Raw genomic sequence first — 25,615 nt, forward strand, 5'->3', positions numbered from 1 at the left:
GGTACTTTTTTGGACTTATATTCTAATCATTGTTTATGGGTTCCGCAATTTGTTCTTTTGTGGGACCCTCATATTGCTGGTTAATGTCTTTAGCTAACTCATCTAAAAATTCATCAGATAAAAAGGGACTATTATCTTTGAACATGTAAATCCTCCTTTCGTGTTAGAAATCAAAAATACTAAAGCATGAACTAATATGTACTACTAACATTTCCGTTTTCCTCGGTTTTAATCTTTACATAAAATTTATTTACATTTTCTGAACACAGGAGTATTATAATCAAGGTTTCAAATTTCTAAATCGCTGAAATCATTAGGTACGGGGGAACCATTTTTGTGGGTTGTTACTAACCCAAGGGGTGAATCCTTTCAAGGTAGGGCTACTCAAAGGTCCGAATCCGACAGCTAACCTCGTAAGCGTTAAATTGAGAAGGAAGGTGGAACTTGTGACACACGAAAAGTGATATGCCTACAGGTCTATTAAATATGACTTGTAGGCACTTTTTTATGCATGTAAAATTATTTATTTTTTTGAGTAATTACTATTGATAGGGGTAAAAATTAACCAATAGATATATTAGGCGGTGCGTGATTAATGATTCCATTCATAAAAAGGCTTTTAATTGGACGACCTTTGAAATCCTATGAATTAGGAGAACAAAAACTTAACAAAACGAAAGCATTAGCAATCCTTTCTTCTGATGCTCTATCATCAGTGGCATATGGTCCTGAACAAATTTTGATAGTATTGATTACGGTAGGTGCAGCAGCATTTTGGTATTCAATTCCTATCGCAGTTGGTGTATTAATTCTTTTAACAGCTCTCATATTGTCTTATAGGCAAATCATCTTTGCTTATCCTCATGGCGGTGGAGCGTATGTGGTTTCAAAGAGCAATTTAGGTGTAAATCCAGGCTTAATAGCTGGAGGATCCCTATTGGTAGACTACATACTAACTGTTGCTGTAAGTGTGTCTGCTGGGACCGATGCTTTAACATCTGCCTTTCCCACTTTACATAACTATAATGTGGAAATTGCCATTGTATTTGTAATTCTTATTACAATTTTGAATTTAAGAGGAGTAACGGAGTCTGCTTCAATATTAGCCTACCCCGTTTACTTATTCGTTTTAGCGTTGTTTATATTAATTGGTGTGGGTATTTATAATATTCTAACTGGAGGAGCTTCTCCTGAATTACACACCCCAATAGGTACACCTGTGGCGGGAATCAGTTTGTTTATTCTTTTAAGGGCATTTGCTTCAGGAAGTTCCGCTTTAACAGGGGTTGAAGCTATATCGAATGCTATTCCTAACTTTAAAGACCCAGCTCCAAATAATGCTGCTAAAACATTAATGGCAATGGGAACCTTGCTTGCCATACTGTTTTCAGGAATCGTATTTTTAGCCTATTATTATGGCATTTCTCCAAGTGGAGAGGTAACCGTTGTTTCCCAAATTGCCGAAGAAACTTTCGGGCGGAATTTCATGTATTTCTTTATTCAAGGAACTACAGCATTGATATTAATCCTTGCTGCGAACACTGGTTATTCGGCTTTCCCGTTGTTGGCAGTGAATCTTGCAAAGGATAAGTTTATTCCAAGGATGTTTCTAGTTAGAGGAGACCGATTAGGATATTCAAATGGCATCATCATCCTTGGTATTGCTTCAATAATTTTAATTGTTGCTTTTCAGGCAGAAACAGAGCATCTAATCCCGCTTTATGCAGTTGGAGTTTTTATTCCATTTACATTGTCCCAAACAGGAATGATGGCTAAATGGATTCGTGAGAAGCCTCAGGGGTGGCTTCCAAAACTAATGGTTAATACGATTGGTGCTGTTATTAGTTTCACGGTCACAATGATGTTCTTTTTAACAAAATTCTCACAGGTTTGGTCAATCCTAATTTTTCTACCTATCATTGTCCTTCTCTTCCATCGAATTAAAAAGCATTATGAAGCTGTTGGAGACCAACTTAGGCTTACAACTTGTGAACCATCTGTGACCATTGACGGTAATGTTATGATAGTGCCTGTTGCTGGCATGACTCATGTTGTAGAGAATACCTTAAATTATGCTAAATCTCTTTCTCCTGAACAAATTATTGCTGTGTATGTTGCATTTGAAAGAGAAGACGAGAAGAAGTTTGAAGAACAATGGAAGAAATGGCAACCTGATGTAAGACTGGTGACACTGCACTCTCATTACAGAAGTATCATCAACCCACTTACCAAATTTGTTGATACTGTAGAGCATAAAGCAAGGGAAGGGAATTATCGGGTAACGGTTGTCATTCCACAATTTATTCCCAAAAAAGGCTGGCAAAATATTCTTCACAATCAATCAAGTTTTCTTATTAAAGCCTTCTTACTGTATCGGAGAAACGTGGTAGTAACAACTGTACCTTATCATTTGAAAAAATAAAAAAGGAGGACTTCAATTTATGTACTTCTTAATAAATTAAGTATTAAACGGAGCTATTACGCTTCTTCTACTCGAACTAACGGGTGCGTTTGCTGAAGATCGGAGCTGCCTTTAAGGCAGCCTTTTTTTATGCAACTATCGGGGCAGTTTAGTTAAATAAGAAAGCAAATTTAATCCTTTCCTTCTTCTCTTGATACTAATTATGTCAACTAGTATGTATAGCCAATATGTAACTTTAACTAATGATTCTAATAATGATAGAATCATTATATACATATATATCCATACAATCGTTAAAAGAGAATACCCTTAAATATGTCTTTAAAAGGAGTGAGGTTAGATGATTGCTATTGTTATGCAAGTAATTTTAGCAGTTTGTATTTTAGTCGGAGGTTTCATAAAACTTTTACGTATCCCGTTTCAGGTTGAACATTGGCAACATTATCAATATCCATTATGGTTCATGTCTGTAATTGGATTTATTGAACTTATTGGAGCAATAGGAATGATTGGGGGTATCTGGAATAGATACTTGGCTGTTGGATCAGGTGTATTGTTTGTACTTATCATGATAGGAGCCCTACATGCTCATATTTTTCGAGCGCATCAATCTATTGTAATGATTATTCCTGCAATGATCTGTTTAATATTATCTATCATGGTGATTATCAAGAACTTAAAGTTCGCTTAAATTTGCTCACAATTTTGGAGAGTTTAATAAAACTTATAATTTTACTTCCTCTATTTATGTTAATCCCCTACTGAATCAGTCTTTGAGGGGCTTTGCGAATGTTCTTGTTGAACTAACGGGGCAGGTTAGTTGAATAAGGGTAAGTATTCGTACTGCGACATAGCAAAATAACAGCTACTGTTGTTTCTGTTTCTTTTTTGAAATTTGTAGAATTATAAATAGGGATAGTCGAATCACTATCCCTAACATTACATATGATTTCGATTAACGAGTTCTTCCGCCTAATTGTTGTTCAGCCATTTGCACTAAACGTTTTGTAATTTCTCCACCAACAGATCCGTTTGCACGGGATGTTGTATCAGCACCAAGTGTAACACCGAATTCACTAGCGATTTCGTATTTCATTTGTTCTAGAGCTTGCTCTGCACCATTAACTACTAATTCATTACTGTTATTATTTCTAGCCATGTTGTCAGCTCCTATGAATGTAATGTGTTGCTAGTCATAGGTTTTGATATTGTTAAGAGTTATATACATAGAATTTAAAATAAATTAAGGCAGTGATTGGCTTTCTCCTCCTATTGCACAGTTTGTGTCAACTATACAATAAGGCAGGTCGCTGAGGCTGCCTTTTTTGTATGAAAACACATTAGTAAAAAAGCCATGCTAAAATAAACCCTCCATATTGTCATTTTTTTTTGATGGGGGTAAATGTACTATGTCGTTATTTTAACTGGTTATGCAGTTTGTTGTTCAGATGGAGCGATTGTATAGCCTTTCTTTTTTAGGTATTCGATCATTTTTAATTCTTTGTTATTTTGTTTTTCTTCAAGGTAATTTGAGCCTAGTTCATCATAAGGTTCTCCTGTTTTTAAGATGTTGTAAGCAATCGTCAATAGTAAATGAGCAGAAGCAATTCGTCCTTTCATTTTTCCCTGCCTTTTGGTAATCCTTTTTCGATGTGAAGCAATTCGATTATTTTGCCTTGATGTCGCTAATACACACTCTACGGCCATCGTTTTCAGAGCTTTGTTACCTTGTGTGGTTTTACTCGTTTTTTTTTACCAGCACTTTCGTAATTTCCGGGACTTACACCAGCCCAAGAGGCAAGATGTTTAGCCGACTTAAATACGGACATATCCACGCCCATCTCTGCAATAAAAGTAGCTGCGGCAGCTTTGTTCACACCAGGTATACCATCCAATAATTCTACTTCTTTATGATATGGGGACAGGAGTTGATCAATTTGTTTTTCCAATTCTTCTATGGCTTTTTCTAAATAACTCATATGCTCCCAATGGTAACGCAACATATCACGATGATGACGGCGAATACGACCATTAATTGCATGGGCAATGTCAGTAATACTTGCTTTTGTTCGCCAATCCACCATTTTTCGAAGACCATCGGTCTCTATTTTTTCACCGTTTAGAATCGCTTCAAGGATACGGCGTCCCGATACACCAAAAATGTCTGATAGAACGGATGTTAGCTTGATATTAGCATCTTGAAGAATTTTGTGAATGCGATTCTGCTCTGAGGTGCGATGATGAATCAATTTTTTTCGATAACGAGTAAGATCACGTAAATCACGAATATCCTCTGGTGGTACAAAATTGCTTTCAATAAGTCCGCATCTTAGAAGCTTGGCAAGCCATTCGGCATCTTTTACATCAGTTTTACGGCCTGGAACATTTTTGACATGCCTGGCATTGGCAAGAACAAGGTGAAAAGATCCTTCGAGTATATTCCATATTGGTTTCCAGTAGACTCCGGTACTTTCCATCACAACATCGGATACCTGAAGGGTAGCTAGCCAATCACTTAAAGCCAAGAGCCCCTTTGTTGTAGTTGAAAAAGTTTCAATAGAGGTTTTTGGCTTTTTATCTAATGGGCCAAATAATACACAGGCTACTACTGTTTCTTGGTGTACATCTAGGCCAGCACACCGTTCAATCATTGCTTCCATAGGGGAATCACCTCAAAAAAAGATTAACAATACATATGACAGGAGATTTGTTACAAAAATTTTTGTATACGTACTTGTAGTACACTAAATGGTTCTTCCATACTGTCACAACCAGTATCTTATACAGGGTATCTTCCTTAAGATCCACCAAAAAAAGTTCAGCCTGGTTGTATTGTTATCATCCATTATTGTCAAGGGGTTAATGGGTTAGACTCTATTTTTGAGTTTAGATTTTCGTAGTAGATGGTGGCGGCGAGGAGCGCCGCCATAGGAGTTTCTTATGGAACTACCATGAAAATAAGTTTCTTTAAAAATGAAAAATGACAATACTTAAGAAGACCCTGCTCAATCGTTTAAAAAAAGAGGAGAGCGTTAATAAATTAGCCTATAGATTAGGGGTGACTGGATTAAGGTCAGTATCAGTATTGACACTTCCTAACCATTTTCATTCTTTGTGGTGAATCGCCGATTTTTGCGATTCATGGATGGCTAACGGGGCAGTTTAGTTCCATAAGAGAAGGAACGCTTGATCTATTTATTGAACATATTGGTATGGCTTATATATTTTTTATAGTGGAGGTGTTGTGTTATGAAAAAGTATGAAAAAATGTTAATTGCGATTAAGGATGCGGATTTTAATTGTTTTGCTAATAAGGGAGATTGGCTTTATATTGCGAATAATAAGGATACAAAAAAGGGGCTTTTTAGATTACCTAACTATATATATTACTTTGTGTCTATAAATGATGAGCGTATGCCTTCTGAAATTGGAGTAGTAAAAAAAATTAATGGTCATATCACTGCAAAAGAACTTGCTGAACTTGATTATAAAAGTAGAAAAAAAGATATTTCGCTTCTGACTGATGAAACTGTGAAAGAATATGAATGGTTTTTAGAAAAAGTTAATGCTCAGCCAGAACATACTCCTATGGCTGTAACTTGGTTTGAAAAAGTCTTACCTAAAAAAGAAAAAGAATTAAGAGTACATAAAAAGTTCTTCACGGGTTTATCAAAAGAAGAGAAAAAAGAATTGTTTGAAATCTAACACTGAACAATTAACTAAGGGTGGCGTTAGCTTAAGTTCGAAGCTGACTATAAGGCAGGTTAGTTGAAGTAAAATCGAGAAGAACTAATTCACTACTCAAGAATGAAGGAGACGATAAATAATGAAATTATTCCCTAAAAAAGTCCCTAACGATGAAGATGGACAAGTGCTAAAAATGCTATATAAACAAGGTGTGGATTTTAAAGAATCACAAGATGTAGATTTTTTTGTTGCAGTTCCAGATAAAAAGCGTGGTGAATCTGTATTAAATGCATTAAGAGATGCTGGCCTTAATTGTGAATTAGAAAAAGATGATGAAACAGAAGATTGGACTTGTTATTGTTTTATAAAAATGTTTTTAAATTACGAAGACATTATTGATATACAAAAACGAATTGATAAATTAAGTAAACCTTACGATGGATACACAGATGGATGGGGAGTTATGGTTGATTGATTTAATAGCTGTTCTTGTTATAAAATCACCACAATAGAACGGCCAACCATCTTAGGGGGACAAAATACTTGATAGCATTACTATTACTTCTAACTTATATCGTATTTAGAATTTATAAATCAAAAAGACCTTTAACAAAGTTTGGACATTTCTATGACAAAGCTTTTTATCTTGAAGAAAAAAAGGAATATGAAAAAGCTCTTGATCTAAGAAAACAAGCATTAGAATTAGATACACTTACTAATCTGGAACGTGCTGAATTAAATTTAGCTAATGCCAGAATGTATTTAAAGTTAGAACAATATAAAAAGGCTACTGATTACTTTGATATATCATTTGAACTAGCAAAAGAAGAAAAGTTTCCGTACTCTAAAGGGTTTGACGAGGTAGTTGAAGCTTATTTGCAGGCAAATCGCAAAAAAGATGCCATTGAATTAGTAAACAAGATGTTAGAAAGACAAAGCTACGATAAGAAATTTAAAAAATTACAATCCATAAAAGAAAAACTAAAATCAGTTTAAAAGAATACCATATTCATTCCTAATTTAATTAGGGAGGAGCTAAGGCAGCCTTTTTATTATGGAACTAAACCAGCTAATAGTTTGTCAATATTTTTCATTAAAAACTAAAAATCCTTCATGCTATACTAAAAAAGGGTATACCTAATAACCCTCCATTTTCTTATAATTGGAAGGTTTTGTGTTATTTAGTTAGATATAGGTTTTATGCTATATCTCGGAAAGTCGTTTTGCTTTTTAACAGGGCAAAAATCCAATGTAAGAGCTTGTTAACACATGCGATTACAGCTACTTTAAAAGGCTTTCCTTCTTCACGCTTCTTGTCGTAAAACTCACGCATTCTTTTGTTGCGAGGGATGACTTCATTAGTCGTTTTCTTCTTGCGACAATCACGGATAGCACAACGAACTGCCATATATAAGGCATGGCGAAGTCTGCTAGATCCTCGTTTTGTGATCCGATTCTTGGTGGCAGTAAACTTACCAGATTCGAATACACTAGGATCAATTCCAGCGAAAGCTACAAGCTTCTTAGGATTGTTAAATCGATCTATCTCACCAATTTCAGAAATAATCGTTGCCGCGATCTTTTCTCCGATACCTGGGATAGATTTGATGATATTATATTCTTCAACTTCTTTTGCGAGAGCATCTATCTCTGTCTCTAACTTGGATAGGTGCTCTTTGTATTGAAGAATGATGTTTATAAATATACTAAGACTCAAAATATGACTCTGATACAAAGTCTTTTCAAACGGATTTCGGTTTGCTGCAGCTTTGAGTTCAATAGATTTTTCATTAGCCCATCTGTATGAGCGACTTTTACATAATTGAGCGATTTTGTCAGCTATTGTTTCTAAACTTGCCTCTAATATGTCTTCAGATGAGGGAAACTCTGAAAGAGTTAAGAGTGATACTACTGAATATAAGTCACCGAAAACCCCTCTATATTCGGGGAAGACTTGGTCCAAAATGGCTTGAAATTGTAGCTTTGTTTGGATCAATACGCCAGTTATATTCTCGTGCTGTCTTGTAAGATTCCGAAGGTTTAATAGTTGAACTCCACGTTTTTTATATGGCTCTAGGTCTTCTTTATAAAACAGCTCGCAGAGATGGTAAGCATCAACCGCATCTGTCTTTACTTTCCTAAGACTTGAACTTTTAGCCTTATAAGAAATCAGTGGATTAATGATGATCAATAAATACCCACGGTCCTCCAAGTATTGAACAACAGAGGAATGATAATGTCCTGTTGCTTCAAGGATGAGAGGTGGTTTCTTACCTGTTTCTCTCTTTACTTCATCCAGAAATTTTTCAAGTAAACCAAGACCCTCAACAGTATGAGAAACTTTAAAACTCTTACGATATGGTTTGCCTTTATCTAAAAATGCCTGAACTTGACTTTCCCCTTTTGAAACATCCAGACCAATGACTGGATTCATTCAAACTCCTCCTCCTAAACTAATAATTTGCCAGTACCCCTAATTCCTCCATGCAGTGTCACAGCTTCGCTTGTTATACGAGATCTAAGTCCCAACCAGCCTCAATCATGTTTCTACAAGTAGGGGGGCGAACGGTTTAGTTGACGGGGTCAAAGCCCCATGGGCAGTTACGTTCTACCCTGGCTACTGTTATAGTAAAACCAAATAAAAAATGGTCAACCAGAAATATCTGGCTGACCTTATAATACGAAAGGGGCAGTTTAGTTCAAGAGTGCTGTTTGATCTTTGTTCAACAATTGGGCCAGATTTTTGAATAACTTGCAGTAGAAAATTAGAATATATAAATTTTTAGATAAAAATGAATACAACCTCCCAATCATAGGGAAATTGGGAGGTAAGTCTGTTATTAACCGAAATATTATTTTTTTACAGCATGGATGTAATGAATCGTTTCGAATGCAGACAAATAGTCTGTACGACTACGAAAGAATTCATTATTAATAGTAACAGGTGATAGATGTTCATAAATGAGTAAACCTGAGTTTTCTAACACTTTCTCCATTTCATCATAAGTAAAACATGATTTCATTGGCTCACCACTAGCTGAAGCCATTTGAACCATATTTTGAACTCGATTAGACATTCCTTTTTCTTCAAAAAGTTTGTCGTCTGCATAATCAAAAACGATAGAACTTCCTGATGGAACTTTGGTAAATAATTTATTAATCAAGTTGGCATTTTCCTCTTTTGTTAAATAATAAGAAACACCTAAAAGACTAAACAAAGTTTTTTTGTTAGACATAAAACCTTCTTCAACAAGATTTTGAACAGTAAATTCTTTGGTGAAATCCATTGAAACAAAATGAAGATTATCCGGAATTTGATAATTAGCATTTGCTAACCTTATCTTTTTAAAGTCTTGTGTGGCTGGATAATCAACTTCAAATATTTCTATGCTGTCGTTTAATTCTGGGTGTCGGAAACAAAAGGTATCTAATCCAGCTCCTAGAATGACATACTGATTAACGCCTAGCAACATTTCATGAAATAATACATTTTCGCAATAGGCAGCACGTGCTAAAGGAGTTGGAGAAAGTTGAACTTGTGTAATCCATTTTAAAATTTCATCTGGATGATCTTGAAACTTCTTTGCAATTTTACTATTAAAGAATTGAATTCCATTAATCATGTTCTCACGAATATCTGCAAATTCTTTTTGGGTAATTAAATCTTTTGCAATAAAATCATCAAAAATTTTGGGTGTGTCATATTTACTGTGGTATGCTCGACCAAAGGCTGATATTAAGGAAGTTAAACTTGTTTCATTTTTCTTCATACATTAATCCTCCCATATAACAAAAATAAGATTCCCCTGGCCAGGAGAATCTTATTATACACACAAAAATTTTAACTGTAAATTATAGCATAAATAAAAATTTTTGTAAAGATTTTTTTGTTTTATAATAATTAATAAATTACTTTGTAGTAAATTAAGATATATTTCTATATATTATGTAGAAATTCTATTTTAAGTAATAAAGGATATTGTTCAACAATCGGGCGCGATTCTTTAATAAGAATCGCTTTTCTTAATCAACTAACGGGTGCGTTAGTTGCGTAAGGAACACAAAAATAATCAATCTTTTTTATAAGAATAATCCAATTAATTAGTATAAAGGCATGTTTTGATCAATCTTTTTTCAAAACATGCCCTTTTTATTTATTCATTTATCAAGGTTTCTTGTATTAATTTGATCAAACTTTGTTTCAAAACTACAATGGCATTTTAACCTTGGATAACTTAAACTCAACTTGTGTCAATAATTTTAGTATGTGCTTGTATTTTACCAAGGGTGGTGACGATCAGTATTACGATCAACAACAACATTAAAGTTCATAAAAATAATCAGAATGAATAATTGACAAAAAATGAGAATAGTAGTAATCTAACGTAAAACATACGCTACCGTATTTTACTGGAGAGATGACATGCAATTAACGAGGGAAGATTGGATAAAAGCAGGATTACAACAATTAGCTGATGAAGGAATACATAAAGTTCGCATTGAAGCACTTGCTCGATTGCTAAAAATAAGCAAAGGGAGCTTCTATCACTATTTTCGTGACCATCAAGAGCTTTTAGATTCTATGCTCGACTATTGGGAAATACATGCAACAAAACTGATTGTTCAAAGTATGGAGCAACAGAATGCCTCATTAGAAAAGCTATTACAGATTAGTTTTAATCGAGATAAAAAAATGGAGATTGGCATTTATACTTGGGCTAAATATGATCCTGTTGTGGCAGCACGTTTAGTAGATATGGAAGAACAAAGAATTTCTTGTGTTGCAAAATTGTATCAAAAAATCGGTATAGACGAAAATGAATCAATTGATCGAGCGAGACTTGCCTATTTAACGTATGTAGGTTGGATGACAAGGTTTGAAGCAAATCCTAATTTTGATATTGATAAAATGGTTGATCTTTTAATAAACGATAATAAATGTCCCTAATATGGTTATAAAACCTGAAGGGACAAAATTTTTAACTATAACATACGGTGGTGTATGTTTTGTTTGAAGTTACGACATTGGGGGCGAATAAATGAAATTACTATTAATATTAGTAGCTGTAGGGCTTCTTTGGTTTATCAGTTTTTTGCATATTTATTGGGCTTTTGGAGGTCGATGGGGTTCTGCCGCTGTTCTCCCAGTAAAAGAGGGAGAGCATAAACCTGCTTTTACTCCGAGAATATGGGGAACATTATTCGTAGCCATTCTTATTCTAATGGCTAGTCTCATTATTGTTGTTCAAGGAGGTTATTTGCAGGGGTTCCAAGCAAATAGTTTTTCTAAAATCGGAAGTATTGTTTGTGCTTTAGTTTTCATTATTAGGGCAATTGGTGATTTTAAGTTTGTTGGATTTTTAAAAAAAATTAAACATTCTCAGTTTGCTAGATACGATACTTGGTTCTATAGTCCATTATGTTTATTCTTTTGCTTTGTCTATATCATTCTATTGTTTTAATATGAGTTATAGTTGTCGAGAATAAACTCTGATACCTTGAAAGTGATTGAACTTTTTTATAAAGACCAAACTGGGGTAGCATCACATGCCCATCAAGTGCTTACTTTTATCTTTCATGACAATGCCTTTCTTCTTTTCTCGTAGTGCTTGGTTTTTTAGGCGTGTTTGCGTTTGATCGTCGGTTAGTCGATGGATTATAACACGTGCTGGGAGCTTCTGATTTTTTCCAATGTATGCCTTTGATATTTCCAGCGTTTCACCAGGGGTTAGACTAGACATCATTTGTGTCATATCAACCTGGATGTATTCGGTTTGTTTTTTTACCGTTCCATTGTTGAAGAATTCTGGGTCGGAATTCTTGATATAAATACGTGTATTTAGCTTCAACCGAGAGATAAAATAAGCCTCTTTATCATGAATGGCTTGTAAGTCTCCTAAATCAAAGTAACCAAGGTCACGTAAACATAAATCGCCTTTCTCAACAGTTTCAAGGCAGATGGTGCCGTATGTTTTATCATCGTTCTTTCCAGGTCCCAGTTGTACGTTTAAAAATTGGCCACTTAATAAATCGTATTCCAATTGGATTTTCACTCCTGCAGTATTACTACTGCCTCCAGAGCCTTGATAATTTGTGGCGAAGGAATCAGGTAGCTGAAATACAGTCGCATCTAAAATCCGAATACGTTTGAAAGCAGAAATCATGCCTGAAGAAAGTGATTGATTGAAACAGAGTTTTTGTGTTAGGAGTGAAGTAAAGACTTCTCGGAGGAATGCGACAGCTGCTGGATTAAAGCGTTGATTCAGGCCTTCTGGGCTTATTAGTACCCCCGTCGAAGCCTCTAAACGACTACATAAGTGCGTGAGTGATGTACTAGCGACTTCTTGGCAGAGCCAAACGCAAAGGGCGATAAGTCCATTTGCTTGATACTTACTAGATCGCTGTACAAATCCCACCTGTTTGGCAGTTTCTTGTAGGACTATTGGGGATAGAAAACGTTGTAATTCTTGTGCAAAAAGTGTCAGTTCACTGAAGGTGATAGGATTCATAAAAAAACACCATCCTTTCTCGTAAACTATTTACGATAAGCATAGCGTTTTTTTATTTTAGAAGGTATTGTTTTAACTTAGGTTGATGGGCATGGGGTAGCATCAGGAAAATGCGTATTTACAACGATAAGCATTCTGATACAAGTCATATGGACATTATGAACTCTATTTTGTAGGTGATTGGATTGTGTCTAAAAAGGCTCTACACTATTGAGATTGTGAAAGAATGTACTTAAACTAAAGGGGCAGGTTAGCTTAATAAGTATTGTTGGTGAAAGGGTTAATTTTCCTATATCCGTAGATACAACTATTCAATTAATATAATAATGAGCTTTTACTTGTATTGGAGGGAAATCCCTTTAAATGATGAACTTCAAAATGCCAAAGGGGTACATATTAAGGTTTTTGTCTTTTATTCAATATTTATCGCACTTATTTTCTTCTACGACACCATAGAAAAATACCACAGCCTCTAACGAAAGGAAAAAATTAAAATTGTCTACTATAATTAATATATTAGGTTTCGTGGGTATTTTTGGAGATTTGAGCATAAAAAAACACTCATCTATAAAATGAGTGTCAGGAGGTCGAGGGTTAACACCGATATTCGGTGCTTTTTCTTACGACTAAGAGATCAGTAAATTATTTTACTTTAAAGACTCCACATTGAATGAACCATTTCTGGGGTAACTAATTTACGAGTAGGTATTAGCCTTTGGTTTGCAAGAACATTGATTTGCATAGTGATTTGATTAATATGGTCTGTTGTAAAATCCTTTTCAGCCTTACATAATTCTATAGCTCCTTGAATATAATCTTCACGTTGTTGGTCTAATAGGGAAAATTCAGTAAAAAGTTGATTTTGTTTTTGAGCATGTAACGTAAGGGCTTTATGTACACTCATTGTCCTTCACTCCTATAATTTTTTCTAATTGCTACTTCTATATTAACATCATCATTTTTTTAGCAATAGCAAAAACTATAAAAGATAAATCCAAAAGGTAGTTGTTTCACGCATCGGATGTGATTATGAAAGAGGTCTGGAATACCAGGCCTTTTTTTGTTGCGTTTGTTATACATAAGGATCGGGATATAAAAAGTCCCCAGGGTGTGGTTTTAAAAGAAAGTTGTACTGTTTATAAAAAAGTCGTACCGTTTTGAAAAAAGTTTAACCGAAATGAGATCATTTCGGTTTTTCTTAATGAACTATAGGGGCAGCATTCCTGTAATAACTGAAAATGAGGTTTGAACGAAAAAAGACCTCTTGATAAGATGAATGTGTCCTGAGCTGGCCAGCTAAAAAGGACAAAAACATCTATCGGAGGCCTCACAATGAATTATAACCAAAATCATAAAATCACTCAAATTACTTCTGAAACCTTAATTGTCGGAGTTGACATCGCCAAGCACGATCATGTCGCGAGAGCACAGGATTTTAGAGGATTGGAACTGGGCAAAACGTGTTTCTTGAAAATACGAATGCAGGATTTCATTCGTTTCTAGATTGGATTAACGAACTTGTTAAAGAGTGTAAGTTAAATCAAGTGATTGTAGGCATGGAGCCAACCGGTCAATACTGGTTATATCTAGCTCATCTTCTAAAAGAGAATAATATTAAGTTCGTATCTGTCAATCCACTACATGTTAAACGAAGTAAAGAATTAGACGATAATTCACCTACAAAGAATGACGTGAAAGATGCAAAAGTCATCGCACAATTAGTCAAAGACGGAAGATACGCCGAACCAACAATTCCACAAGGAATTTATGCAGAACTCCGAGTGGCCAAAAAACTTCGCGATCTTCTCAACGTTGACTTACAGGTCGTTCAGGGACAAGTTCATAACTGGCTTGATCGTTACTTTCCCGAATTTTTGACAGTGTTCAAAAGTTGGGAAGGCAAGGCAGCTATTCATTTTCTAAAGCTAGAAGCCTTGCCACATGAACTAGTAAATCATACGGATGAAGAGCTCTTACTTTCCTTAAGACAGATGGTAAAACGCAGTATAGGCTTAAAGAAGATACGAGCACTCAAAGAAGCAGCCAATCGTTCGATTGGTATTCGTCAAGGGGCAGCTATGGCGAAATTAGAGTTGAGAGCTTTACTAGAGAAGTATGATTTTTATTCAAGAGAAATTCGAAGAATTAGATCATCAATTAGATCAGTTATTAGACCATATCCCAGGTGTCACACAGATGTTAGAGGTGTCAGGAATCGGTCGAGATACAGTAGCAGGGTTTTTCGTAGAGGTCGGCGACCTCAGAGACTATCAACATCCTCGCCAAATCGTAAAATTAGCAGGTTTAAGTTTAAAAGAAAACACATCCGGAAAGCACAAAGGTCAGACTAAGATTACCAAACGGGGACGAAAGAAATTGAGGGCTCTTTTATTCCGAGCAGCCATGATACTGGTGGCAAAGAACAAGGCTTTTAAAGCTCTCCATATATATTACACAACACGTGCTCAGAATCCATTAAAAAAAATGCAATCTCTGATAGCCTTGTGTAACAAGCTTATTCGAATTCTGTTTTCAATCGGTAAAAAACAATTTACTTTTCAAGAAGACAAGATGTTAATGGATATCCCTCATATGGCAACATTTATGGTACATCAAACAGTCGCATAGTTCATCGAATTTAAGGTCACACGGTCATTTAATTAACACTCATTTAAAAGTGAAGCACGGATTAGTCGGCAAAGCAACTAACGTGAGGGCTTAGATCCTGTGGGGCAGCATGACCGACATCCACCTCATGGAAAGGTTGAACGAAGGAATGTAAGAGCATCGACTCTGTGAGACATGGGAGGGTTGACCTCCATGAGACATGTGGATATCCAAAAGTGCGATCATAACCTTGCTTAAACCAATTTTTTCCTATAATTGGCTAGTTTAGCATACACTTTTTTCGATAAATCCCTATCCTTGAGGAGTATTGCCGAGCTTACATAGATAACGGTTAATGATATGACTATGAAATCCTAAGAATTCTAGAGCGATCGTGAGATTGTGTTTAGTTTATTGAGGGAGATTAGTTGTATAAAACATGTGTTTATCTATAATTAGTAATATTTTAATAATTATAGAGGGGTTGAAAACTTGATAGAATTTGAAGCACATTTGCCTGTAAAAAATTTAGATGTTTCATTGGAGTTTTATAAAAAGCTGGGTTTGGAACTTACATGGCGTGATGAAGACACTGCTTTTTTGGGGATTGAAAAAGGAAAAAGTTGGTTAAGTTTGTGGTTCTTTCATTAGGAATTCAAATTAAAAATAAAATGTAAGCGGTAACAAACAGGGTGTTGACAAAGTTATAGAAAAATAGTAAATTATAAAACATGTTGTACAAAGTTAAGTAATAGTAAAGAAGTTGTTTAGTTTACTTATTACATATCCAAGTATGGGTTGTTTTGCTTAACATAATTAAATAATAAGCTTAATCGATTAGAGCGGGGGAATCATTTTTGGCAAATGCTATTTGTCTTGGGGTGAATCTTTTTTATAAGGTAGGGAACTCTCAATCCCGAATCCGACAGTTAACCTCGTTTGCTTTATTGAGAGAAAGAACCATAATAGTTTACATAGACTGTTCTTTCTTATAAAGAATAGTCTTTTTTTATTTTCAGAAATTTTAAATAGTACCGCTCACATTTTTACTGGGGTGATTTTAGGAGTTTTGGTGCAAAAATAAAAGGATAAAAAGAGGAGCTATATGTTTTTGAGATAATGTTATTAAGCTATTAACCCAAATAATTGAGGACTAAATAATACCTACTTTAGGCAGAATTCATCGGATGAAGTTGATCTTTTTTTACAGTGTATAAACTGTGTGTTTTTTAAGCTAGTAAATTTTAATAAGAGGTGATAGAATGCAACAATTATTACATGATGTTGTTGGCGTAACAAATGAATTCCTTTGGTCAAAATTATTAGTTATTATGCTTGTTTCTTGTGGGATGTATTTCACATTTAAATTGAAATTTGTACAGGTTCGAATGCTAAAGGAAATGGTCCGTGTTTTAATGGAAGGAAGAAAGGGTTCTAAAGACAGCGTTTCCCCCTTTCAAGCTTTCTGTATTGGTATGGCCGCTCGCGTTGGAACAGGTAATATCACAGGAATTGCGATTGCGATTGCATTAGGCGGTCCTGGAGCAATATTCTGGATGTGGATTATTGCTATTATTAGCTCAGCAACCAGCTTTATTGAAAGTACGTTAGCGCAAGTATATAAAGTAAAAGATAAGACTGGTTTCCGAGGCGGTCCATCCTATTATATGGAAAAAGGATTAAACAAACGTTGGATGGGAGTATTATTCTCCATTTTAATTACGCTTTCTTTCGGTCTTGTATTCAATTCTGTACAATCAAATACCGTTACAATTGCTTTTGAGAACTCATTTGGTACAGATCGTTTAACTGTAGGGATTCTCATGACACTTGCTTTCGCTGCGATTATCTTTGGCGGTGTAAAGCGTATTGCAAAAATTGCTGAATACAAGGTTATGATTCTAGGTGTGTTATACCTTGGAATGGCATTATTTGTCGTAGCGATGAATATAACCAAAATGCCGGAAATTCTTTCTCTTATTATTAATAACGCGTTTGGCTTTGAACAAATAGCAGGCGGTTCAATAGGCGCTGCGTTCATGAATGGAGTAAAACGTGGTTTATTCTCGAATGAAGCTGGTATGGGGAGTGCGCCAAACGTTGCCGCAACGGCAAAAACAAGTCATCCGGTGAAACAAGGACTTATTCAAGCATTTGGCGTATTAACGGATACACTGATCATCTGTACAAGCACAGCATTTATCATTTTACTTTCGGATGCTTATAAACAACCAGGGCTAACTGGCATTGCACTTACACAAACTTCATTAAGTGAACACATCGGTTCCTGGGCATCAGGTTGTCTTGCTATCTTTGTTTTCCTATTTGCATTCGGTTCGTTAATCGGTAATTATTATTATGGGGAAACTAATATTCGATTTTTACACTCAAGTAAAGTATGGTTGATTCTATATCGAATAGGCGCGTTCGCCATGATTGTATTCGGTTCGATTGCAAAGGTAGAGCTTGTATGGGATTTAGCAGATTTATTTATGGGCTTGATGGTTATCGTAAACTTAATTGCTGTTTTCTTATTATCAAAAGTAGCTTTTGCGGCATTAAGTGATTATATGAAACAGAAAAAAGCTGGTCAAGATCCTGTTTTTTATAAAGACAGCATTAAAGGTCTTGAAAATCTTGAATGTTGGGAGCACTCTCAAGATGCTTCCACTTTAAAAAAGAAAAACGCCATGTAATAAAAAAAGATGTTCAGACATATTATGGTCTGAACATCTTTTTGTTTGGTAAAAAATATTTTTAAACCAGAACCGAAAACCGATCTTTATTAGACTTTTATTCAGCCTCTAAGGATTATCCATTATTTTTCTAATCTCACATATTCATTTAACAGTCATTCGCATAAAATTACGTTCGTAAAAGTAAACTTTTACGAACGTTTTTTAAAGAATAAGACGAAAAAATAAGAAAGGAGTAAAAAAATAGATGTTTGAATGATCACACACTAAAATAACAAATTTAAAATAAAATTAGTATAAACAATAATGACTAATGTTATAATAGTAATAACAATTATAACTTTTTTGAAGGAGGAACGATTAATGGCTATTAGGAAATTAACCAAAGTTGGCAATAGCTTGGGTATTACGTTTCCAGTTGAAATGTTGAAAACTGCAAATTTAGCTTTCGGAGACGAATTAGAGGTTGAGTTTAAGGGTGAAGAAATCATTTTAAGGAAAAATAAAAACGTAAAATTACCTAAAGGTGTAGACGCAGAATTTATGGAAATGTTAGCAGACGTTATTAAAGAGCATGACGAAGCATTCAAGGGTTTGGTGGATAGATAATATGACGTTTGATATTATCTATCTTTCCACTAATCAAATCATTGCCATCAATGCCATCCAAATAAAAGTTTATTCTCCTACTGAACAAATCGGAGTGAAAGATCCCGGTCTCCTTGATTCTGCAGTTAACAGACCCAGACAAACTGTTTTCGAGAATGATGCTTACCCATCTATTCATGAAAAGGCTGCAGCCTTATTCGAATCCATTTCAAAAAATCATGCGTTCCACAACGCTAACAAGAGGACAGCACTCGCTTCCCTTATTATGTTTCTGAAGATCAATCATTATCAATGGATAATGGGAATAGAGGAAGAACAGGATTTTGTTGTAGATGTCGTCAATCACAAATATGATTTTAAAACTATCGCAAGAATCATTCAAGAGAACATAAAGGCTTTATAAAAGGAAAGAGATTCATGGAGTATTCAAGCCAATTTGGTCTTTACCGAAAGTTGGTTTAAAACATGTAAAAATATAAAGATGAGATATGCAGCAAATTATGCTGGGCTTTGGTATACAATAAGTGATTATTCTAAACATGGGGGATCAAGTCATTAGAATGACTTGGTCCCTCTTTTATTTTCTATTTCTTTATAAAAAGAAGTAGCTAAGTAATACCGTAAATTAGATGTAAGAATTTTAAACATCATCTCATTTGGTCATAAAAGCTGTATAAGACTTTATTCAATTTACCTAATAATTTTTTACTAATTGATTTGGAAGTCTGTATAGACGTTTTAATAAACTACTTGCAAGGTATGGGAGTATCTTTTATTAAATCTCGACCTTTTTGATATCTTCAATCTTAAACCTTTTTCGAAACGGTCCTTTAAAGGGCGTGTCATTGGAGTCCAAAATCAGCAAAAACTTCTCTAATTATGACGAGTTTCTTCTATTATATATACTCCCCAAACACATCTGATTTCCACAAATGAATCGCATGTCGTTCTTTTTCAAAAACCTTCTCCAAATAAATCTCTGTAGTGGAGAGCTGCTCATGGCCCAGACTCTTCATAATCTGATAGACATCCACTCCATTTAAGTGAGAAATGATGGCAAAAGCATGCCTGAAAGTATGAGGACCAATGGAAGAGGAACGAAACTTCAAAAAAGGCAATCCACTCTCCTTAATGGCTTTTGTTAGGTATTGAGACAAATATGAGGGAGAGTAGGCACGGCCGGTATTGGTCGTAAAGAGCGGGTCTTCTCCTTCTGCTGCATCAATATCGTCGAGCCCTCTAGCTGAACGGAACATGCGAATGCTATTCATTCCTTTTTCTTTCAGTGGGATTTGCCTTCTTTTATTCCCTTTACCTAGTACCTCTAAAAAATACGTGCTGGTAATGGAATCGTATTGAAGATCCTTGACTCGGAGTCTTGTAAACTCTTCATTACGCATGCCTGTCATCGTTAGGATATGAATGATCGAAAAAACGATGGGGTGGTGGATTTCCCTGAAGTAATCAAGTAGCTGAATGACTTCCTTCGGTCCCAAATCACGGTTTGGTCGATCATCTTTACGAATATTGATCTTAAAGAAACCTTCATGAATGGGCTCCGTGATATAACCTGATTCGAATAGGAATGTCAAAAAACTCTTAATGATGGTTGTCTTTCTGGATAAGGTAGCAACGGAATAAGCTCCCTTTGTTAAGACATAGGGACTTCTTTCTGACAACCATTCCTGATACCTTCGAATGTGCCGGGTAGATAAAGATTTAAAGAGGGAACCCTCCACAACTTTTTCCAAGTCTACATGGATTTCCGCTGAATAGGTGAGTAATTGTTCAATAAATTGAAGAAGTTCTCGCTCATAGGCTTGGACGGTGCGGGTGGACTTTTCATGTTGCTGTTTTAAATGCTCTCGTCGTTGAAGAAACCACTGTAGCATGTCTACATCATTAAAATCTGAAAAAGGATCTTGCCCATCTTTTTCTGCTGTATCTAATCGTTCTTGTAACATGTGAATAGAAATTTCTGACAAACTTTTTTTCCATGCACTACTCTGAAGCTCTTTCCTTTTTTCAATCAGTTCATGCATACCTGTATCCCTCACTTTTATATTACAACTATTAATAAGATAACGTATATATGTAGTACAACCCTTTTAATAAATACTACTTACATTATAACAAACTCTAAAAGTTAAATAATTAAGGATGACCTAAATAAATCCTCCATTTATTTAGGTGTACGATAATTATTATATAATTAGATTCACAAATTATAATAATATTGTTGGATTCAAATATTAAATTTATAATGGTTATATAAGATGAATTTATAAATACACTTATATAAATCAATTTTATATATTATGATAGATATATGAAATAATTAGTAATTATTGAGATGGACAGGCATATAACAATAAAAGATAAAAGGTGAATAGACGAATTATGAATAAACTAAACCATAAAAAAAACACACCGACTGTATCCTATGAAATTGAGGAATCTGTTTATGTTCTCCAAACATGTACGGAAGAAGAAGATCCAGAGAGTTTTTACTACTTTAAACAATTTGAAAAAAAAGAAGGCGTGATTTTGGAAGTGATCGAACACCCCCGTCTCCAATATCGTGTGAAATTTGGCCAAGCGGAAGCAGTCTTGTATCATGAGGAATTGACGAATGGGAACCAACGGGATGTTCCCATAACAGGAACGGATAAGCAAGAAGGATGGGAGGGGGATAAAGTGGAATGGTATACACAAAAAGAAGTAGCTGATTTATTAGGCGTATCCAAGGCAACGGTCTACCATTATGGAAAGCAGAAGAAAATCATTAAAATTTTGGACCCACATCGATTACATAAAGAGGCCCGTTATCAAAAAGTGGAAGTGGATCGATTAGTCTATGAAAAACAATCTTTACCTACTGGCATGAGCCCAAATGAAGTTGCAAAGAAATTGGGGTTATCTGTACAAAGTGTTTATAAATATATACAAGATGGTTCAATAAAAGCTGAGGCCGTCCCTTATGGTGATGAAAGAATCACGTATGTAATTTCGGAAACAGCCTATTTGGAAGCAGAGAAATCACTTAAACCATCTGAAATACAGCGACCGAAAAAATATGAATATTATGATTCGAAAAATGATATTGTTTTGTATCAAAGATTTCATTCGAATAAAATACCAGAGGCGCGTGTGATTCGTAATGAAGAAAAAGTATTTGGTTTCTACTTACCCAATATACAAAAGTGGTTGACGTATGAAGAAGGAATGAAAAATTATGCCTTAAAGCCATCATACTCGATCCATCAATCAACTTTGGATTATAAAGGATATGTTGAGCTTCAGGTACCAAAAAATGAAGTTGTATTTTATCCATTCCTTGACTATTTATATGAAATTTGGGGAATGGAAAACATTCGACTTAGAGAACAAAATGAAACAGTTTTACTCTACGTCAGGGCAGGAGAAAAGCCGTTAATATCTGAGGTGTTTGGTATGGCTGATATCCTACCGTATTTAATCAATGGAGAAATGCATCATGAAGATGATACTTTGATATTACGTAGTCCAAATAGAAAAACTAGTTTTGAATTACCTATCGAATTGTTAGAAACAATTTCAGATTTAGCTGAACAAGAAGGGATTAGTATCAGTAAATGGGTTGAGAAAAAATTATCGTCGATAATAAAATAACTTTTAAAATTTTTTATAGGATTTAGGCACGTTCTAAAATCATAGCTGGTAATGAAAAGAGAAATTTGTAATAACTAAATTAGTAAAAAAAATTTATGAATCAGGTGATATAGTTTATAGCTATAATAGACAATATGATCCTGTACCTGATGTTGGTGATTATTTCTGACAATGTCTATAGGTTAGTTTAAACGATATTCTTTGGAAAATGATAGGCCTAATGCTAAAAGGACCATCTCCATCTCAGTGAACTGCACCTCCAATTGTTAGACAACATCTAACAATTGGAGGTGTAAAGAGAGATTCACTTTAGTGTATTGTCTACGGTAGAAGGGAAGGAGAAGCTACATTCCTTACGTGCATCATGCGTACCTGGGGACACATCAGACCCGGTAATTCCAATCATGCCCTCAAATGAGGATTAATGACATCTTTTAACAATAAGCGTTTTTAGTAGAAAGAGTTAACATAGTTATGTTATGGTCGATAAAACCTTACCTTCTACTTTAAAAGGAAATTATTTTGTTTGAGTAGGAATTTATAATCTTGTCTAGAATTATAAGTAATAAAGCCTTTTGACAACGTAAGTCGATACTTCTAATCGGCTTTTCAATATAAGTGCTCATGGTATAATAGTAGCAAATAAATCTAATTCGTGAGGTGAACATAATGAAAACAACAGACAAAGACAACAAACTTGAGCGTGTATTAGACGCTATGGAAAGCGCTGATAAAAAAGAACTTCTATATGCCATTAGTGAATTGTCCTCACATGATGTAGAGAAAATGGCACAATTGGTACCATTGATTCGTTCGGCAGCTTTGGTTAGCCCTATTGTAATAGAGGAAAAGAACATGAATGGCATTTTTAAACCACTATATACAGGGACCTACAAATCTGTTCTGAACAGCCTGATGAGTAATAATAAAATAAGCATTATTAATGAGGATTTTCGGGATTATGTCGCTGTTGATCTTAATGAGTATGAGAATGAACAAGAGCCAATTAGTGATGAAGAAAACAAAGAAATTGAAGAGAAATATGGAGTACGTTCTAAAGCTCCTTTGAAAGATTTTGAAGAGTTTAAGGATGCGAATCATTATTATGATTTACTTATGAAAGACAAAAAAGATAAAGGGTGGAAATTCTTAGATGAAAAATAAATATCCAATAGAAAAAACTTATTTCCACAAAGAGATAAGGGCTATTGATCTTCCTAATATCGCTCAAAAAATGACTAGAGAACAGTTTTTAGAGTTCTACTTACAGTTTGTGTTCGCAATTGACGATGCTAAGGAAGATCCTTATAGACCCAATACTGAGTTAAAGCATGATTTAACAGACACAAGTAGATTAGACTTTCATTCAAAGAAAAAACCCGAACGAAAAGAAAAGCGTGATTATAGATTTGTTTACAGATATGACCGTGACCGGTCTTTCTTTTTTGGAGATGCAGTAGGCTTAAGGAATGCTAAGGGCGAAGGCGGCGACAGTATCTACTGGATTACTAAAGAACGGGATAGGTCTGACGAAAATTACACTGAAGATCCAATAGAATAATAGATTACAGGGCGACTATATGAAGCAGTTATTAAAAGGTAATCGAGTATTCAAACAAGAAATTGATGAAGCGCGATATCTCTTTTTGCCAGAGGATCGCATTAAGAAATACCATTATTTTTATAAAGCTATACTCATTAAAAAAGGTGACCTACTTTTCCCTAACAGATGGATTAACCATGAAGACTCCGCATTAATTACACTTGATTTCTTTGATTCAGGGAATTATGAATATATGTTCTTTCCTAATTTGATTGTTAAAGACATTCAAAACGTTCTTGAAGATTCATAGATATACAGATGAACGAGGAATTTATTATCTTGAGAGCAATGGAGGAACTTCATGCATTTGTTGAATCAAGTATCAGAGAATTATTAAAAGATCAAAATGAAAAGCCAACAATTGTTGAAGCATACATACACCCAGATAATAGTTTTATTGTATTAGATCACGGATTTACAGATCACGATATCGTAGAAGAATGAGCAGCTGTGGTTTTGCTAACAAGACGATCGTTAATACTAATTACAACCAAGATTAACATCTATTTCAAATAGAGCCTAGAACTGCAAATAAGATAGTTTGGTATCACAGGATTTAGATGAAACTAATCATTTTATCGTACTAAAAGAAATTTAGGATATCGATGATATGATTCCATTTACGAAATTCCAATTAGCTAATTAATAGTATGTTATCCGGTCCATTGACATCATTTGTGTCATTTTTATGGGCCGTTTATTTAATTACCTTACTCTTTCTACTAAATAGATATTTTGTTGAAAATGAGGTGAGCGAGATTATGAAACTATTAAATAATATTTATTCTAATCATTACAATGATATTAAAAATATCCTTTTAGATGCAGATGAACTTAAGATAATAAGTCCATTCTTAATGGAGTCATTTGATGATTTCTTTAGCCAATTAAATGGCAAGGGTATCAAACATATTTCGTTGACAACTACCTTAAAAGATAATAATCCCGATTTATTTAAAAAATCCAACTCACTATATTCCTTTTGCTTGAATTGTAAAAAGAATAAAATTAGTTACAGTGTTCATATAGACAATAAATTACATGGAAAGATATACATATCCTTAAAGTCAGGAACACCATTACAAGGTATAATTACTTCTGCTAATTTTACTAATTCTGGATTAGAAAGTAATCATGAATGGGGAGTGTTAATTGACGACACTAATCAATTATTAAAATTAATTAGTGAAATTAAGAGTGTTGAAAGCAGAGCCTTATCTTCAAATGAATTAGAGGAAGTAATAAAAAAGATAGATGCTTTTTCACAAGCATCTATTATTCCTAAAGAAACGAAAATAAGTTTAACTGTAAGCGATATAATCAATAAAAGAAGGCATAAAGTTACATCTGATAAACGATACTTTATTAAGCCTGTTGGTGTGTCTGCCGAGCCTTTTTCTGAACATAGAAGACTATCAACAGATATACAGGTGCTTCATTTCTCTAAAAGAAAACCTACTTCTGTAAGAGAAGGAGATATACTAATCTGTTATGGTGTAGGGACAGCTAAGCTTTTGGGTTATTTTGAGGTTATTGAAGATCCCTACTATTTGGAGGGAACGTCTAGTAGATGGCCCTGGGAAGTAAAGGCAAAAAACCTTTGTCCAGAATATAGCGAAAGATGGAATATGTTTAATAACACTATTTCTACTATTCAGACATCATACGACTCATCATTACCAATTACAAAAAATAATCGTGGTAGAACTCTTGGCGCTTTAAATTTTGGAGTTGATAAAATTCAACTAACTGAAGAATTTGCTAGCCATGTAATAAATATTATTGAAGATTCAATATAAAAATTTAAATGAATATAATCGAAGGGAACTCC

General features: G+C 34.6%; 25 protein-coding genes, 2 pseudogenes and 2 riboswitches. Of the genes and pseudogenes, 18 read left to right on the plus strand and 9 right to left on the minus strand.

Features of this window, described 5'->3' with window-relative positions; genetic code table 11:
• Window positions 1-22 precede the first annotated feature (22 nt).
• Entirely contained in the window at window positions 23-145 is a 123-nt protein-coding gene (locus QNH43_RS10265; RefSeq protein ID WP_283917736.1) for a bacitracin ABC transporter ATP-binding protein, read from the minus strand.
• Window positions 146-292: 147 nt separating this feature from the next.
• A riboswitch (cyclic di-AMP (ydaO/yuaA leader) is annotated at window positions 293-435 on the plus strand.
• 160 nt (window positions 436-595) lie between these two features.
• On the opposite strand from QNH43_RS10265, the gene QNH43_RS10270 reads away from it, so the two are divergent.
• Both QNH43_RS10270 and QNH43_RS10275 read left to right on the plus strand, forming a co-directional pair.
• Entirely contained in the window at window positions 596-2,422 is a 1,827-nt protein-coding gene (locus QNH43_RS10270; protein WP_283917737.1) for an APC family permease, read from the plus strand.
• Between the two features lie 340 nt (window positions 2,423-2,762).
• Window positions 2,763-3,113, plus strand: a complete 351-nt coding sequence (locus QNH43_RS10275) for a DoxX family protein (protein ID WP_283917738.1) — start codon at window positions 2,763-2,765, stop codon at window positions 3,111-3,113.
• A gap of 264 nt (window positions 3,114-3,377) precedes the next feature.
• Here the strand turns inward: QNH43_RS10275 and QNH43_RS10280 are convergent, their stop codons facing one another.
• From QNH43_RS10280 to QNH43_RS10290, 3 genes are all read right to left on the minus strand, one after another.
• The gene (locus tag QNH43_RS10280; protein ID WP_230163494.1) at window positions 3,378-3,581 is read right to left on the minus strand and encodes an alpha/beta-type small acid-soluble spore protein; all 204 of its coding nucleotides are present in this window, start codon (window positions 3,579-3,581) and stop codon (window positions 3,378-3,380) included.
• A gap of 269 nt (window positions 3,582-3,850) precedes the next feature.
• Window positions 3,851-4,042, minus strand: coding sequence for a hypothetical protein (locus QNH43_RS10285; protein WP_283917739.1), 192 nt, complete (start codon window positions 4,040-4,042; stop codon window positions 3,851-3,853).
• 92 nt (window positions 4,043-4,134) lie between these two features.
• A complete protein-coding gene (locus QNH43_RS10290; RefSeq protein WP_283917740.1) occupies window positions 4,135-5,082 on the minus strand; it encodes an IS110 family RNA-guided transposase in 948 nt (315 codons plus the stop codon).
• Window positions 5,083-5,671: 589 nt separating this feature from the next.
• Here QNH43_RS10290 and QNH43_RS10295 point away from each other — a divergent pair.
• The 3 genes from QNH43_RS10295 (at window position 5,672) to QNH43_RS10305 (ending at window position 7,105) form a co-directional block, all read left to right on the plus strand.
• The gene (locus QNH43_RS10295) at window positions 5,672-6,127 is read left to right on the plus strand and encodes a hypothetical protein (RefSeq protein WP_260288960.1); all 456 of its coding nucleotides are present in this window, start codon (window positions 5,672-5,674) and stop codon (window positions 6,125-6,127) included.
• 121 nt (window positions 6,128-6,248) lie between these two features.
• The gene (locus QNH43_RS10300; protein ID WP_283917741.1) at window positions 6,249-6,584 is read left to right on the plus strand and encodes a ribonuclease E inhibitor RraB; all 336 of its coding nucleotides are present in this window, start codon (window positions 6,249-6,251) and stop codon (window positions 6,582-6,584) included.
• A 68-nt stretch (window positions 6,585-6,652) separates the two neighbouring features.
• Window positions 6,653-7,105 carry a tetratricopeptide repeat protein gene (locus QNH43_RS10305; RefSeq protein ID WP_283917742.1) on the plus strand — a complete coding sequence of 151 codons (453 nt, stop codon included), beginning with the start codon at window positions 6,653-6,655 and terminating at the stop codon, window positions 7,103-7,105.
• Between the two features lie 202 nt (window positions 7,106-7,307).
• Here QNH43_RS10305 and QNH43_RS10310 read toward each other — a convergent pair whose 3' ends face one another.
• Window positions 7,308-8,543: an IS110 family RNA-guided transposase gene (locus tag QNH43_RS10310; protein WP_283917728.1), complete on the minus strand. Its 1,236-nt coding sequence runs from the start codon at window positions 8,541-8,543 to the stop codon at window positions 7,308-7,310.
• Between the two features lie 418 nt (window positions 8,544-8,961).
• Window positions 8,962-9,879, minus strand: a complete 918-nt coding sequence (locus QNH43_RS10315; protein WP_283917743.1) for a class I SAM-dependent methyltransferase — start codon at window positions 9,877-9,879, stop codon at window positions 8,962-8,964.
• A gap of 653 nt (window positions 9,880-10,532) precedes the next feature.
• Here QNH43_RS10315 and QNH43_RS10320 point away from each other — a divergent pair.
• Window positions 10,533-11,057, plus strand: a complete 525-nt coding sequence (locus tag QNH43_RS10320) for a TetR/AcrR family transcriptional regulator (protein WP_283917744.1) — start codon at window positions 10,533-10,535, stop codon at window positions 11,055-11,057.
• A 91-nt stretch (window positions 11,058-11,148) separates the two neighbouring features.
• Window positions 11,149-11,571, plus strand: a complete 423-nt coding sequence (locus QNH43_RS10325) for a DUF3995 domain-containing protein (protein ID WP_283917745.1) — start codon at window positions 11,149-11,151, stop codon at window positions 11,569-11,571.
• 84 nt (window positions 11,572-11,655) lie between these two features.
• Here QNH43_RS10325 and QNH43_RS10330 read toward each other — a convergent pair.
• Window positions 11,656-12,618 (minus strand): annotated as a pseudogene (locus tag QNH43_RS10330) (IS4 family transposase); the annotation flags it as partial.
• A gap of 652 nt (window positions 12,619-13,270) precedes the next feature.
• On the minus strand, window positions 13,271-13,522 hold the full coding sequence (locus tag QNH43_RS10335; protein WP_283917746.1) for a DUF2533 family protein: 252 nt from the start codon (window positions 13,520-13,522) through the stop codon (window positions 13,271-13,273).
• A gap of 428 nt (window positions 13,523-13,950) precedes the next feature.
• Here QNH43_RS10335 and QNH43_RS10340 point away from each other — a divergent pair.
• The 5 genes and pseudogenes from QNH43_RS10340 to QNH43_RS10360 all read left to right on the plus strand — a co-directional run bounded on the left by QNH43_RS10340 (window position 13,951) and on the right by QNH43_RS10360 (window position 18,933).
• Window positions 13,951-15,246: pseudogene (locus QNH43_RS10340) on the plus strand (IS110 family transposase).
• A 471-nt stretch (window positions 15,247-15,717) separates the two neighbouring features.
• Entirely contained in the window at window positions 15,718-15,876 is a 159-nt protein-coding gene (locus QNH43_RS10345) for a VOC family protein (protein ID WP_434060166.1), read from the plus strand.
• Between the two features lie 165 nt (window positions 15,877-16,041).
• Window positions 16,042-16,184, plus strand: a riboswitch (cyclic di-AMP (ydaO/yuaA leader).
• 303 nt (window positions 16,185-16,487) lie between these two features.
• A complete protein-coding gene (locus tag QNH43_RS10350) occupies window positions 16,488-17,921 on the plus strand; it encodes an alanine/glycine:cation symporter family protein (RefSeq protein WP_283917747.1) in 1,434 nt (477 codons plus the stop codon).
• A gap of 363 nt (window positions 17,922-18,284) precedes the next feature.
• Window positions 18,285-18,530, plus strand: coding sequence for an AbrB/MazE/SpoVT family DNA-binding domain-containing protein (locus QNH43_RS10355; RefSeq protein WP_283917748.1), 246 nt, complete (start codon window positions 18,285-18,287; stop codon window positions 18,528-18,530).
• Window position 18,531: 1 nt separating this feature from the next.
• Window positions 18,532-18,933 (plus strand): type II toxin-antitoxin system death-on-curing family toxin, encoded by a 402-nt coding sequence (locus tag QNH43_RS10360; RefSeq protein ID WP_283917749.1) that lies wholly within the window; start codon window positions 18,532-18,534, stop codon window positions 18,931-18,933.
• Window positions 18,934-19,426: 493 nt separating this feature from the next.
• On the opposite strand, the gene QNH43_RS10365 is transcribed toward QNH43_RS10360, so the two are convergent.
• A complete protein-coding gene (locus tag QNH43_RS10365) occupies window positions 19,427-20,572 on the minus strand; it encodes a tyrosine-type recombinase/integrase (RefSeq protein WP_283917750.1) in 1,146 nt (381 codons plus the stop codon).
• 358 nt (window positions 20,573-20,930) lie between these two features.
• Between QNH43_RS10365 and QNH43_RS10370 the strand changes: the two genes are divergently transcribed.
• The 6 genes from QNH43_RS10370 to QNH43_RS10395 all read left to right on the plus strand — a co-directional run bounded on the left by QNH43_RS10370 (window position 20,931) and on the right by QNH43_RS10395 (window position 25,583).
• Window positions 20,931-22,181, plus strand: coding sequence for a helix-turn-helix domain-containing protein (locus QNH43_RS10370; protein WP_283917751.1), 1,251 nt, complete (start codon window positions 20,931-20,933; stop codon window positions 22,179-22,181).
• A gap of 669 nt (window positions 22,182-22,850) precedes the next feature.
• Window positions 22,851-23,345: a hypothetical protein gene (locus QNH43_RS10375; RefSeq protein ID WP_283917752.1), complete on the plus strand. Its 495-nt coding sequence runs from the start codon at window positions 22,851-22,853 to the stop codon at window positions 23,343-23,345.
• Window positions 23,335-23,742, plus strand: a complete 408-nt coding sequence (locus tag QNH43_RS10380; protein WP_283917753.1) for a hypothetical protein — start codon at window positions 23,335-23,337, stop codon at window positions 23,740-23,742. Before QNH43_RS10375 ends, QNH43_RS10380 begins: the two co-directional genes overlap by 11 nt.
• Before the next feature lie 19 nt (window positions 23,743-23,761).
• A complete protein-coding gene (locus tag QNH43_RS10385; protein ID WP_283917754.1) occupies window positions 23,762-24,034 on the plus strand; it encodes a hypothetical protein in 273 nt (90 codons plus the stop codon).
• Window positions 24,035-24,063: 29 nt separating this feature from the next.
• Complete coding sequence (locus QNH43_RS10390; protein ID WP_283917755.1) at window positions 24,064-24,228, plus strand: hypothetical protein; 165 nt, start codon at window positions 24,064-24,066, stop codon at window positions 24,226-24,228.
• Between the two features lie 317 nt (window positions 24,229-24,545).
• Window positions 24,546-25,583 (plus strand): restriction endonuclease PLD domain-containing protein, encoded by a 1,038-nt coding sequence (locus tag QNH43_RS10395; protein WP_283917756.1) that lies wholly within the window; start codon window positions 24,546-24,548, stop codon window positions 25,581-25,583.
• Window positions 25,584-25,615 lie beyond the last annotated feature (32 nt).

Source organism: Peribacillus simplex, from assembly GCF_030123325.1.
In the GTDB taxonomy this organism is placed as follows: domain Bacteria; phylum Bacillota; class Bacilli; order Bacillales; family DSM-1321; genus Peribacillus; species Peribacillus simplex_D.